This is a genomic window from Glaciibacter superstes DSM 21135, assembly GCF_000421145.1.
In the GTDB taxonomy this organism is placed as follows: Bacteria; Actinomycetota; Actinomycetes; order Actinomycetales; family Microbacteriaceae; genus Cryobacterium; species Cryobacterium superstes.
In genome coordinates this window covers 17,864-29,521 of record NZ_ATWH01000023.1, presented here as the reverse complement: position 1 = coordinate 29,521, position 11,658 = coordinate 17,864, and the positions used below count along the sequence as shown (strand labels likewise).

General features: G+C 66.0%; 11 protein-coding genes, 1 pseudogene and 1 riboswitch. Of the genes and pseudogenes, 9 read left to right on the top strand and 3 right to left on the bottom strand.

Features of this window, described 5'->3' with window-relative positions; genetic code table 11:
• The 3 genes and pseudogenes from K323_RS30120 to K323_RS0122465 all read left to right on the top strand — a co-directional run.
• A pseudogene (locus K323_RS30120) lies at positions 1 to 1,011 on the top strand (hypothetical protein); the annotation flags it as partial.
• Positions 1,012 to 1,088: 77 nt separating this feature from the next.
• Complete coding sequence (locus K323_RS0122470) at positions 1,089 to 1,730, top strand: metal-dependent transcriptional regulator (RefSeq protein WP_022887510.1); 642 nt, start codon at positions 1,089 to 1,091, stop codon at positions 1,728 to 1,730.
• A 141-nt stretch (positions 1,731 to 1,871) separates the two neighbouring features.
• Positions 1,872 to 2,672 carry an HAD-IIA family hydrolase gene (locus tag K323_RS0122465; RefSeq protein WP_022887509.1) on the top strand — a complete coding sequence of 267 codons (801 nt, stop codon included), beginning with the start codon at positions 1,872 to 1,874 and terminating at the stop codon, positions 2,670 to 2,672.
• Positions 2,673 to 2,887: 215 nt separating this feature from the next.
• Here the strand turns inward: K323_RS0122465 and K323_RS0122460 are convergent, their stop codons facing one another.
• Positions 2,888 to 3,205 (bottom strand): hypothetical protein, encoded by a 318-nt coding sequence (locus tag K323_RS0122460; RefSeq protein ID WP_022887508.1) that lies wholly within the window; start codon positions 3,203 to 3,205, stop codon positions 2,888 to 2,890.
• Positions 3,206 to 3,350: 145 nt separating this feature from the next.
• Entirely contained in the window at positions 3,351 to 4,622 is a 1,272-nt protein-coding gene (locus K323_RS0122455) for an Nramp family divalent metal transporter (protein WP_022887507.1), read from the bottom strand.
• Positions 4,623 to 4,818: 196 nt separating this feature from the next.
• Between K323_RS0122455 and K323_RS0122450 the strand changes: the two genes are divergently transcribed.
• Positions 4,819 to 5,493, top strand: a complete 675-nt coding sequence (locus K323_RS0122450) for a TrmH family RNA methyltransferase (protein WP_022887506.1) — start codon at positions 4,819 to 4,821, stop codon at positions 5,491 to 5,493.
• A gap of 10 nt (positions 5,494 to 5,503) precedes the next feature.
• On the opposite strand, the gene K323_RS0122445 is transcribed toward K323_RS0122450, so the two are convergent.
• A complete protein-coding gene (locus K323_RS0122445) occupies positions 5,504 to 5,926 on the bottom strand; it encodes a hypothetical protein (RefSeq protein WP_022887505.1) in 423 nt (140 codons plus the stop codon).
• Between the two features lie 217 nt (positions 5,927 to 6,143).
• Between K323_RS0122445 and K323_RS28120 the strand changes: the two genes are divergently transcribed.
• From K323_RS28120 to K323_RS0122420, 5 genes are all read left to right on the top strand, one after another.
• Entirely contained in the window at positions 6,144 to 6,767 is a 624-nt protein-coding gene (locus K323_RS28120) for a TetR/AcrR family transcriptional regulator (RefSeq protein ID WP_022887504.1), read from the top strand.
• A 114-nt stretch (positions 6,768 to 6,881) separates the two neighbouring features.
• Entirely contained in the window at positions 6,882 to 8,084 is a 1,203-nt protein-coding gene (locus K323_RS0122435; RefSeq protein WP_022887503.1) for an ROK family protein, read from the top strand.
• A 99-nt stretch (positions 8,085 to 8,183) separates the two neighbouring features.
• Positions 8,184 to 9,293, top strand: a complete 1,110-nt coding sequence (locus K323_RS0122430) for an ABC transporter substrate-binding protein (RefSeq protein ID WP_022887502.1) — start codon at positions 8,184 to 8,186, stop codon at positions 9,291 to 9,293.
• 153 nt (positions 9,294 to 9,446) lie between these two features.
• A complete protein-coding gene (locus tag K323_RS0122425; RefSeq protein WP_051147496.1) occupies positions 9,447 to 10,208 on the top strand; it encodes an ATP-binding cassette domain-containing protein in 762 nt (253 codons plus the stop codon).
• On the top strand, positions 10,205 to 11,455 hold the full coding sequence (locus tag K323_RS0122420) for a sugar ABC transporter permease (protein ID WP_022887500.1): 1,251 nt from the start codon (positions 10,205 to 10,207) through the stop codon (positions 11,453 to 11,455). Before K323_RS0122425 ends, K323_RS0122420 begins: the two co-directional genes overlap by 4 nt.
• Positions 11,456 to 11,520: 65 nt before the next feature.
• A riboswitch (TPP riboswitch) is annotated at positions 11,521 to 11,630 on the top strand.
• The last annotated feature ends 28 nt before the right edge of the window (positions 11,631 to 11,658 follow it).

The window sequence follows — 11,658 nt, the reverse complement described above, 5'->3', positions numbered from 1 at the left end:
CCCGCCGAACCGGCAGTACCGGCACCCGCCGAACCGGCAGTACCGGCACCCGCCGTAACGCCCGAACTGCTGGCAGAGACCGAGACGCTTGGTCCGGAGTCGCTGACGCCCGCCGTCGGTGCCAACCGCGGCATCCGTACCGAAGCAGATCTTGAGCCGGCCCCGTGGTGGACCACCCCGGTGCAGGCGCCGCTGGTGCCGACCGATGAAGAGCGGGAGGCCGGGCTTTTTTCGACCCCGGTGGCTTCAGCGTCGGCCACACCGACAGCGCAACCGGCCACACCGGCCACGCAGACAGCGCAACCGACAACGCAGATGCCGGCTGCGGCATCCGTCGGCTCCGGAACTGACGACGCCCACGACGCCCCGGCCGGTGGCGGTCGTCGCGGCCAGACTCCGCCAACAGGCGGTGGAGGCACCGGCCGCCCGGTGAGCCCGAACACGACCCGCACGCTGATCTGGGTTGCTGCAGCTCTCGGTGCCATCCTGGTGCTGGTCGGGCTCTTCTTCCTCGGTCGGCAGCTCGTGGGCGGCACGCCGGTGGCTGCGCCGAGCCCGAGCGCAACAGAGACGCCGACCCCCACGCCGACCCCGCCACCGGCGCCGACCGCGCCGCAGCCTGCCGGGGTACACGCCTGGGACACCCTCTTCGGAAGTGAGTGCGTCGAGCCATACGCATCGCCGTGGGATGAGGAGTTCACCGTCGTCGATTGCGCGACACCGCACACCGCGCAGCTAGTTTATCGTGGCGTGTTCCCCGGTGACGCAACCACGGCGTTCCCCGGTGAGGAGGCGCTGGCGGCACAGATCAACCTGCTGTGCAGCGCGCCTGGCGTGATCGACCTCGCCGCGGCAGGCGGGCTCCCCGACCTGCAGTTGCAGGGCAGCTATCCGATCTCCGACGAACAGTGGACCGGCGGACAGCGCAACTACTACTGCTTCGTCAGCCGGTCGTCGGGTGAGCCGCTGACGTCGAGCATCGCCGGACCGGGCCCGGCACCCGCCGCCTGATTCGAAGTTAGGCAGGAGCAGGAGCAGCCTGGCGCGCGATCGGCCTGACGCGAGCCGCGCCCGCTACCCTGAAAGGGATGAAACACACCACCCCGGCGGCCGAGGACTACCTCAAGACCATCTACGCCCACACCGAGTGGCAGAACGAACCGATCTCCCCTTCGGCGCTTGCCGTGCGCCTGGGTGTTGCGCCGTCATCCGTCACAGAAATGGTGAAGAAGTTGGCCGCGGCCGGTCTCATCACCCACGTTCCGTATGGCCCGCTGACGCTGACGGATGCTGGCCGCCTGCGTGCGACCTCGGTGGTGCGCCGGCACCGACTGATTGAGACCTGGCTGGTGCGCGACATGGGGTATGCCTGGCACGAAGTGCACGACGAGGCCGAGGTTCTCGAACACTCCGTCTCCGATCGGCTGGTTGACGCCATCGATGAGCGGCTCGGTTTTCCGGTCGGCGATCCGCATGGCGACCCGATTCCGGATGCCGATGGCAGGGTCAGGCGGGTCGATGCGATTCTGTTGTCTGAAGCGGCGCCCGGGCACTCCGGCACCGTTGTGCGGGTGAGCGATCGTGACCCTGAACTACTGCGGCTGCTGGCGGCGGAAGCCATCGGGCCCGGAACGCTGCTCGAAGTGGTCGAGCCCGATGTCGTGCGCGGGGTCTCGGGTGATACGAAGCTGCCACCCCACGCGGCGGAAGCCATCTGGCTGACCGTCTGACACTGCAGGGCTGTGTCCCCACGCCTGTGCTGTGCCGCCATGCCTGCTCCGCCGTCATATCGGCGTCGCCCGCCGGGCCGGCGTGATCTGCCCGTAACGTGCCCCGGCTAGGCTGAAGTTCCCCGACGAGAGGAGCTCCTCATGGCACCCCGTGACGAGATCGAATGCTGGCTCACCGACATGGACGGTGTGCTGGTGCACGAAAACCATGCCCTCCCCGGCGCCGGAGAACTCCTGCAGCAGTGGACGGATACCGGCACGCCGTTTCTGGTCTTGACGAACAACTCCATCTTCACGCCCCGCGACCTCAGCGCCCGGCTCCGTTCCTCCGGCCTGAACGTGCCGGAGGAGCGCATCTGGACGTCGGCGCTCGCGACGGCAGACTTCCTCCAGTCGCAGATGCCAGGCGGCACGGCTTTCGTCATCGGGGAGGCGGGAATCACCACTGCCCTGCACGAAGCGGGCTTCATCATGACCGAGAACGATCCAGATTACGTGGTGGTCGGCGAGACCCGCAACTACTCGTTCGAGGCGATCACCAAGGCCATTCGGCTGATCTCCAAGGGAGCGCGCTTTATTGCCACGAACCCGGATGCCACGGGGCCGAGCGCCGACGGGCCGCTGCCGGCAACCGGCGCGATCGCCGCTCTCATCACCAAGGCCACCGGACGCGAGCCGTATGTCGTCGGAAAGCCGAATCCGATGATGTTCCGCTCGGCGATGAACAAGATCGGCGCGCACTCGGAGAACACTGGCATGATCGGCGACCGCATGGACACCGATATCGTTGCCGGGATCGAGGCCGGGCTGCACACCATCCTGGTGATGACCGGCATCAGCGATGAGGCGGAGATCAACCGGTATCCGTTCCGCCCGGACGAAATCCTCTCCGGTGTGCACGAGCTGGTTGCCAAGGAGCCGATCGAGTCAGACGAGATCTGACCCGCCGCCCGCGACTCGCAGCATCCCGCCCTGTAGCTCGCGACTCGCGACTCGCAGCATCCCGCCCCGTCTGTGGCTAATTCAGGAGAATCGGGAACTCGCGCTGTCGCATCCGCGGACCAGTGCGGCGGCCCGAGGTCGGCGACCGGGATCTCCTGAATTAGCCACCACCTGGAGCCGAGAAGTGGAGTAGGTGCTTCGTCGTCGGCGGCGGATCAGAGAGCGCCCCACTCCGTCCAGGCGAGGATGCCGAGGCAGACGAGGGCGATCACCGAGATGGCGAGCAGCAGCACGGCCAGGGTGCGAAGTCGCAGTGGCTCCGGCCTGATGGTGAATCGGGCAATCAGCATCCCGGCGTAGAGGGCGACGACGGCGAGAAGCCCGGCGAGGGCGACGCCCACCGGATGCAGGTTCAGCCCGAACGCGAAGAAGATGATCGACAGCAGTGTGATGATGCCACCGATGACGAGCCAGGTGTTGCCCGTGCCCCGGTTCAGCGCGGGTTGATTGCGAACTTTCGTCGGATCCGACATGATTCGGCCTCGTACTTCCTTCCCTCCCATTCAAGCACTCGCCCTCACGGCTCGCGAGTGCGCCGCCCGGCTTCACGCGTGCGCTCCACGTGTCGCCTCGAGGCAGGTGGAGACGGCACAGAGGCCGCACGCGCGGCAGCCGGGGTTACGTGCCCGTGAACACCAGCACCAGCAGCATCAGGTTGAGCGCAACCAGCAGTACAGCGGCCACGGCGCCGGCCGCCGTTGTGAACCAGCGGTTGGCGAACGAGCCGAGCAGCCCGCGCTGCGCGGTCACCCAGACCAGGGGGATGAGCGCGAACGGGATGCCGAACGAGAGCACAACCTGGCTCAGCACGAGTGCTTCTGTCGGGTCGAAACCCGAACCGAGAATGACGAGCGCCGGAATCAGCGTCACCAGCCGGCGCAGCAGAAGCGGCACGCGAATATGCAGTAGCCCGTGCATGATCTCGGCGCCGGCGTACGCTCCGACCGAGGTCGAGGCGAGTCCGGATGCCAGCAGACCGATCGCGAATGTCGTCGCGATCGCCGGGCCGAGCGTCGCCTGCAGGGCACGGTATGCACCCTCAAGAGTGTCCGTTCCTTCCACGCCTTGCAGAGCGGATGCCGCGAGCAGCAGGATCGCCAGGTTCACCGTGCCCGCGATGGCCATCGCGATCGTGACGTCCCACTTCGTCGCCCAGAGCAGGCGCCGGGTCCCTGGGGCATCCCGCAACTGGCTCAGTTGCGGGAACCGGTCGCGGGCGAGCGCCGAGTGCGCGTAGATCGCGTGCGGCATGATCGTCGCACCCAGGATCGACGCGGCCAGGAGCACCGAGTTCGACCCCTCGAACCGCGGGACGAGCCCAGCGACGACACCACCGACATCCGGCGGCGCAAGGAACACTCCGGCGGTGAAGCCGACAGTGATGATGAGTAGCAGGGCGACGATGACCCGTTCGAATGTGCGTGGCCCGCGCCGGGTCTGCACGGTGAGCACCAGCATCGAGATGACGCCGGTGATGATTCCGCCGGCAAGCAGTGGGAGACCGAAGAGCAGGTTGAGCGCGACCGCGCCGCCGATGATCTCGGCGAGGTCGGTGGCCATGGCCACGAGTTCTGCCTGCAGCCAATAGAGGCGTCTGGCCAGCGGGCGGCGGAGGCGCAGGCCGAGCACCTCTGGCAGGCTCTTTCCGGTGACGATACCGAGCTTCGCCGAGAGGTACTGGATCAGCCAGGCCATCACATTCCCCGCGACAACCACCCAGACCAGCAGGTAGCCGTAGCGGGCGCCCGCGGTCATGTTGCTGGCGACATTGCCGGGGTCGAGATAGGCGACCCCGGCGACGAGGGCGGGGCCGAGTAGCCAGATCAGGCGAACGGATGCCGCGCTCCCGCCTTTGGGGGCGGCCTCCAGCACCGGCGAGGATTTAGGCATACCGAAATCATACGCTAATCTTTAGGCCACCCGAAAGACCGTCTCCGCCTCCGCCAGCTCTACCAGAACTGGGCAAACCATTCGACGGAGATTTTGGTGATTTCAGGATGTTTTGGTCGGTATTCGGGGGAATCGAGCAAATTCTCCGTCGAACGGTACAGACGGTGAGACGGAGCGCGCGGGATACGGTTGAGCAGTGACCGAGCCGCAGCAGCCAACCGCAGAGAACCCAACCCCAGCAGAGAGCCCGACCCCAGAGCTCTCCACCCACGGTGTGGGACCGTGGCCAGGCGAGCACCCGACCGACCCCCACTACGACCAGGAGCTCCTCGAACGCGGCGACACCCGTAACGTCATCGACCGTTACCGCTACTGGAGCATGGAAGCGATCGTGGCTGATCTCGACGAGCACCGGCATCCGTTTCATGTGGCCATCGAGAACTGGCAGCACGACATGAACATCGGGTCGATCGTGCGCAGTGCGAACGCCTTCGCCGCCGACACCGTGCACATCGTCGGTCGCAAGCGCTGGAACAAACGCGGCGCAATGGTTACCGACCGCTACCAGCACGTCGTGCACCACGCCGATGTCGCGGCGTTCGTCGAGTGGGCGAAGGCGGAGAGCCTTCCCGTCATCGCCATCGACAATGTGCCGGGCAGCGTGATCATCGAGACGTTCGATTTTCCGCGGAGCTGCGTGCTGCTGTTCGGCCAGGAGGGACCCGGCCTGAGCGAGGCGGCAATCGAAGCAGCGGATGCGGTGGTGGAGATCAGCCAGTTCGGTTCCACCCGGTCGATCAACGCCTCGGCCGCTGCCGCCGTGGCCATGCACGCCTGGATCCTCCAGCACGCAGCATTCGACTCGAAGTAGTCGAGCGAGTTCAGGCCCGGGGCCGCAGTGCCGTCGTCGCAGCCCGCCGAGCGGCCTTCCAGCACGAACGGCATGCCGTCAGCTCGAGCGGGCCGCGGACGCGCGTGCGCCCCCGCCGACCGCACATCGAGCACGTGCGCCATGCGAGCGACTCGTCGAGCGCCTCATTGATGAGTTCGCCGCGGTTTGCAGGCGACTGGAAGAGAATGGCCAGGTCGGTGCCCGGCAGAAACCTGATCAGCACAACCTGCGGGTCGATGGCGCGTGCGCGCACGACGAACTCGAGTATCGGTTCCGCCCAGCCGGGTGCCGTGTCGAGGCCGAGGTAGCCCAGCCGGTGAACATCAAGCAGCGTGCGGGCGGCTGCCACGGCGGCCGGAGTCGCCTCGAGATATCCGGCTCCGGTGGAGCGGTACCCAAAGTTCAGAGCCACGTTGTCTTCCTTATTGTCGGCGATGTAGTCGGACGGTGCTGCCGGTGACAGTTAACTGGTCGCTCGTCCAAATAATCTACGACATGGCGCCGACATCGGTCATAACGATCTCGAATCGCAGCGTGGAACGGCCGCGGACCTGCCTGGCCATGTTGTGCTGAATACACTGGGACTGGGGGTATCGGCGACGTCCATCGCCGACTGACTGAAGGATGCCGTGGCACAGGAACGTGGTCGAATCACCCGCGAGCGCATACTCGGCGCCGCCGGCCGCGAATTCGACGAGCGCGGGTACTCCGGTGCGTCACTGGGGCGTGTGGCCGAGTGCCTGGGCACCACCAAGGGCCTCATCTCCTATCATTTCGCCTCCAAAGCGTTGCTGGCCCAGGCGCTCGTTGCCAGCACCTACACCGAGCGCCCATTCATCGGCACTGAGGACTCGGATCGCGCTCCCGATCGCGGGCTGCGTTTCATTGCCGCTTCCTGCTTCGGTGTGGCGGCGGCGTTCCAGGGCAACACGAACGTCAGGGCCGCCGTGCGACTCCAGGCCGAGCGCCTGACGGATGTCGACTTGCCGACCCCCTACGTGCGGTGGATGTCCGTGATCGAAGGTGCGTTGCGCGATGCGGAGGCAGACGGTGAAATCGATCCCGGATTCGACCTGGAGGCCACCGCCTGGACGCTCGTCGCCGCGTTCTTCGGCGTGCAGTCGGTCTCCGATCGGCTCTCCGCGCGCGCCGATCTCGCCGAGCGGGTAGCGAATTGGCTGACTCCTGCCTTCCGTGGGCTGGGAGCGACGGATGCCGCTGCGATCGTCGCAGCCGCGAAGCCCGGCTCCTGATCCGAACACGGTCGCAGGTCGTGACGCGCACCGCCTCGATGGCGCCGCGACCGACCGGCATGTATCGTGATCTCCGTGGTTACCCAAAGGCGGACACCGGGCTCGCAGACTTCATTGCGTGAAGCCAACCGAGGCCGGATCGTCGACGCTGTCAAAAAGCACGGCGGTCTCACCCAGGTCGAACTCGCCGGGGTAACCGGTCTCTCCGCGGCATCCGTTTCAAACATTGTCAAGGAGCTCTCCGGAACCGGCGTGCTGCACACTTCGCCGACCACACAAAGCGGCCGGCGCGCGCAATACGTCACACTCGCGCACGCACTCGGCCTGGTGGTCGGCGTGCACTTCTCCACCAGGCACATGCGCGTCGCGCTGGCCGACGTCGCGCAGAAGGTGGTCGCAGAGCACCACGTTCCGCTCGCCAAGGACCATCGGGCAGACTACGAGCTCGACAAGACCGCGCTGCTGGTCGTCGACATGCTCGAATCGGTGAGCGCCTCCATGAAGGAGGTGCTCGCGGTCGGGATCGCGCTCCCCGCGCCCCTCAACAGCAAGCACGGCACCACCTCGCGCTCCGGCATCCTCCGCGGGTGGGACGGCGTGCCGGTCGCCGACGTCATGAGAAGGCGCATGAACAGTCCGGTCTTCGTCGATAACGCCGCAAACCTGTCGGCCCTCGCGGAGTTGCGCCTCGGTGCCGCCCGAGGCAGGCGAGACGCCGTCTTCATCGACGTCGGCGACGGGATCGGCGCCGGCTTGATCCTGAACGGTCAGGTCTTCCGGGGCCACAACGGCAGCGCGGGCGAGTTCGGGCACACCACCATCAGGGAGAACGGACCGCTGTGCCGGTGTGGAAACCGCGGATGCCTGGAGGCGATCGCCGGCGGGCCCGCGATTCTCGAGCACCTCCGGCCGACGCACGGTGCACTCAAGCTGGGGGATGTCGTCTCCCGCGCCATGGCAGGCGATCCGGGCTGTGCCAGGGAGATCGCCGATGCCGGCCGCCACATCGGCGTCGCCGCGGCGAACCTCTGCAATCTCTTCGACCCGGAGCGGCTGATCATCGGGGGTGAACTGGCCAAGGCAGGTGAACTGCTTCTCGGCCCGATCCGGCACGCGACCGAGCGTTCGGTCATCGTCGGAGACGACGCACTGCCCGACATCGTGCAGGGTCAGCTCGGGGTGCGGGCCGCGACGCTCGGCGCCGTGTCGTTCGCCATCGACCAGATCGCCGTCAGCACCGACACAATCGGCAACAACACAAGCGACACAGATGCAATCGGCCCAGACGCAATCGGCACGGTCACAATCGTCGCCTGACTGTTACCAAAATCCTTGAGTTCAGGACTTGACGCCAAGGTGTGCAAGTGACAGGCTCATGCCACCGCCATTGCCGCGGCCTGAATCGGAGGTTATTCAATGAAGATTTCCACCACCAGAGCGGTCGCGACCGCAGCCGCCGCCCTGCTTACCCTGGGTGCTCTGGCGGCGTGTTCGAACGCTGCTGAGACATCCGGCGGGGACAGCACAGAAGGCGCTGACAGCGCCCAGATCGGCCTACTCCTTCCCGACTCCGTCACCGCCCGCTACGAGAGCGCTGACAAGCCCTACTTCGAAGACAAGGTCGCCGAGCTCTGCCCCGACTGCACCGTGCTCTACGCGAATGCCGACGGAGACGCGGCCAAGCAGCAGCAACAGGCTGAGTCGATGCTCACCCAGGGCGTGAAGGTTCTGGTTCTCGACCCCTTCGACGGTGAGGCCGCGGCCGCCATCGTCAATGCGGCCAAGGCGCAGGACGTGCCCGTCATCTCCTACGATCGCCTGATCGACAGCGCTGACTCGAGTTACTACATTTCGTTCGACAACGAGAAGGTCGGAGAACTGCAGGGCCAGGCCATCGTCGACAAGCTCAAGGCCGACGGCGTTGCCCCCGGTGACGGCGGCATCCTGATGGTCAACGGCTCGCCGACCGACAACAACGCGACGCAGTTCAAGGCCGGCGCGCACAAGGTGATCGACGCCAGCGGGTACACCGTGCTCGCCGAGTTCGACACCCCGGGTTGGGAACCGTCAAAGGCCCAGGACTGGGTAGCCGGCCAGATCACGCAGTTCGGCAGCCAGATCAAGGGTGTGTACGCGGCCAATGACGGCACTGGAGGCGGCGCAATCGCATCGCTCAAGGCAGCCGGAGTCAGCCCCTTGCCTCCCGTCACCGGACAGGACGCCGAGCTCGCCGGCATCCAGCGGATCCTCACGGGAGACCAGTACATGACCGTGTACAAGGCGCTGAAACCCGAAGCTGAGAAGGCGGCGGAACTCGCTGTCGACCTCATCAACGGCAACACGCCAGACGGCGAAACGACCGTGACGACCGCAGGCGGAGCCGACATCCAGTCGTTCCTCCTGGTTCCGGTGGCGGTCACTGTCGACAAGATCCAGAGCTCGGTCGTTGACGACGGCTTCTACACTGCGGAAGAGATCTGCACGACAGAATACGCTGACGCTTGTGCAGCAGCAGGGGTGAAGTAGTCCCTGTCCGATTACCCGGTCGGGGTGCCTCGCCACCCCGACCGGGTTCACTTCCGCCCGGCGCCAACCGGGCGGGGTTTCAAAGGAGAGATCGTGACGTTGGAAGCCACCTCGGCAGACACACTGCCCGCTTCACGTGAGCCTGTGCTCTCGATGCGCGGCATCGCCAAGAGTTTCGGCGCCGTGCAGGCGTTGACGGGGATCAACCTCGACGTGTACCCGGGCGAAGTGGTCGCCATCGTCGGCGACAACGGCGCGGGCAAGTCGACCCTGGTCAAGATCCTCGCCGGGGTGCATCCCGCAGATGCGGGAACCGTCACCTGGGAAGGCCGCAAGGTATCGATTCCCTCACCGGCGGCATCTCGCTCTCTCGGTATCGCGACGGTCTTCCAGGACCTCGCGCTCTGCGACAACCTCGACGTGGTCTCCAACCTGTTCCTCGGTCGAGAGGTCGGCGATTTCACCCTCGACGAGGAAGAGATGGAGAAGCGGTCGTGGGAGCTGCTGCGGCAGCTGTCTGCGAAGATCCCGTCGGTGCGCATCGCGGTCGCTTCCCTCTCCGGCGGCCAGCGCCAGACCGTGGCGATCGCCAGGTCGCTGATCGGCGCACCGAAGGTCATCATCCTCGACGAACCGACTGCGGCTCTCGGCGTCGCCCAGACCGCCGAGGTGCTGAACCTCATCGAGCGCCTGCGCGAACGCGGGCATGGTGTCGTGCTGATCAGCCACAACATGGCGGATGTGCAGGCTGTCGCCGACCGTGTCGTGGTGCTGCGGCTCGGACGCAACAACGGTGACTTCCACGTGCCAGAGGTCAGTTACGAAGAGATCATCGCTGCCATCACGGGCGCAACGGACAACGCCGTCACGCGCCGCGCGAGTGCGCGCGACGGGGGAGAGGACGCAGACGCATGACAACCCCGACCAACCAGACGCTGAAGGCAACGGATCGACAAGACGAGCGCCTGATCGAACGCGAGGGCATTCGTGGTGCCGTGCGCGGCTTCGGGGTGCGCGTGCGCGGCGGCGACCTCGGTTCGCTCCCTGTCGTCATCGGCCTCGTGCTGATCTGGATCATCTTCCAGCTCCTCAATCCCAACTTCCTCTCGGCCAACAACCTGGTCAACCTGGCGCTGCAATCGGCCGCGACCGGCACCATCGCCATCGGGGTCGTGCTGGTGCTGCTGGTGGCCCAGATCGACCTCTCTATCGGCTCGATCAGCGGTCTGGCTGCTGCGATCCTTGGCGTCGGGCTGACGCAGCTGAATTGGCCGGTTTGGCTCGCGATTCTGGTGGCGCTTGCCGTAGGTGCTGCCATCGGACTGTTATACGGGCTCCTGTTCACCCGGTTTGGCGTGCCGACGTTTGTGATCACGCTTGCCGGGCTCCTGGCCTTCCTCGGGCTGCAGCTGAGAGTTCTCGGTCCGAACGGATCGATCAACCTTCCATACGACTCCTGGATCGTACAGTTCGCGACCGGGATGTTCCTGCCGCCGTGGCTGGCATACACGATCTCCGGGCTGGCCGTGATCGGCCTGTTCGGGACCGACTGGCTGCGGGACAGACGTCGCGCGAAAGCCGGCCTCTCCACAGGGTCGATGACGGTCATGCTCATCAAGGCCGGCCTCCTCCTGGTCGTGCTGGTGCTCGCCGTCTCGTATCTGGCGCAGGATCGCGGCGTCGGTTTGATGTTCGTCTTCTTCGTGGTGATGGTTGTAGTGATGAACTTCTTCCTGACGCGCACGAAGTGGGGGCGCTCCGTCTATGCAGTCGGAGGGAATGTGGAGGCGGCACGCCGCGCCGGCATCCGGGTCAACCGGGTTTACATCTCGGTGCTGATGCTCGGTACCATGTTTGCCACGCTCGGCGGCCTTCTTGCAGCGGGCCGGCTGACATCGGCGAGCCTGTCGAGCGGCGGCGGGGACGTCAACCTGCTCGCAATCGCCTCTGCAGTCATCGGCGGTACCAGCCTGTTCGGCGGACGCGGCAGCGCGTACTCTGCCCTGCTCGGGATCATGGTCATCCAGTCGATCTCCAACGGACTGACACTCCTCAGCCTCGACTCATCGATTCGCTACATGGTGACCGGTGCCGTGCTGCTGCTCGCGGTCATCATCGACTCGCTCTCCCGGCGCTCCCGCGCCAGCCACGGCCAGGCCTAGCGCCCTCACTCCCGCTCGCCCGCCCTCACGACTCGCGGCGAGCCTGCTGCGTGTGTGCGCTAGGGTCGAAGCAACACGGGAGTCCGGTGAACCGGGCTGAGAGGAAGCTTGCCAAGCTTCGACCGTCGAACCTGATCTGGATCATGCCAGCGCAGGGAGACCACATCTCTAAAACCCGTGCCCCCGTTTAACGACTGAAGGGC

Coding starts and splice junctions, on each gene's coding strand:
- K323_RS0122425 (WP_051147496.1), top strand. CDS start 9,447: ATGCGCGGCATCGCCAAGAGTTTCGGCGCCGTGCAGGCGTTGACGGGG.
- K323_RS0122465 (WP_022887509.1), top strand. CDS start 1,872: ATGGCACCCCGTGACGAGATCGAATGCTGGCTCACCGACATGGACGGT.
- K323_RS0122430 (WP_022887502.1), top strand. CDS start 8,184: ATGAAGATTTCCACCACCAGAGCGGTCGCGACCGCAGCCGCCGCCCTG.
- K323_RS0122420 (WP_022887500.1), top strand. CDS start 10,205: ATGACAACCCCGACCAACCAGACGCTGAAGGCAACGGATCGACAAGAC.
- K323_RS0122460 (WP_022887508.1), bottom strand. CDS start 3,205: ATGTCGGATCCGACGAAAGTTCGCAATCAACCCGCGCTGAACCGGGGC.
- K323_RS0122455 (WP_022887507.1), bottom strand. CDS start 4,622: ATGCCTAAATCCTCGCCGGTGCTGGAGGCCGCCCCCAAAGGCGGGAGC.
- K323_RS0122470 (WP_022887510.1), top strand. CDS start 1,089: ATGAAACACACCACCCCGGCGGCCGAGGACTACCTCAAGACCATCTAC.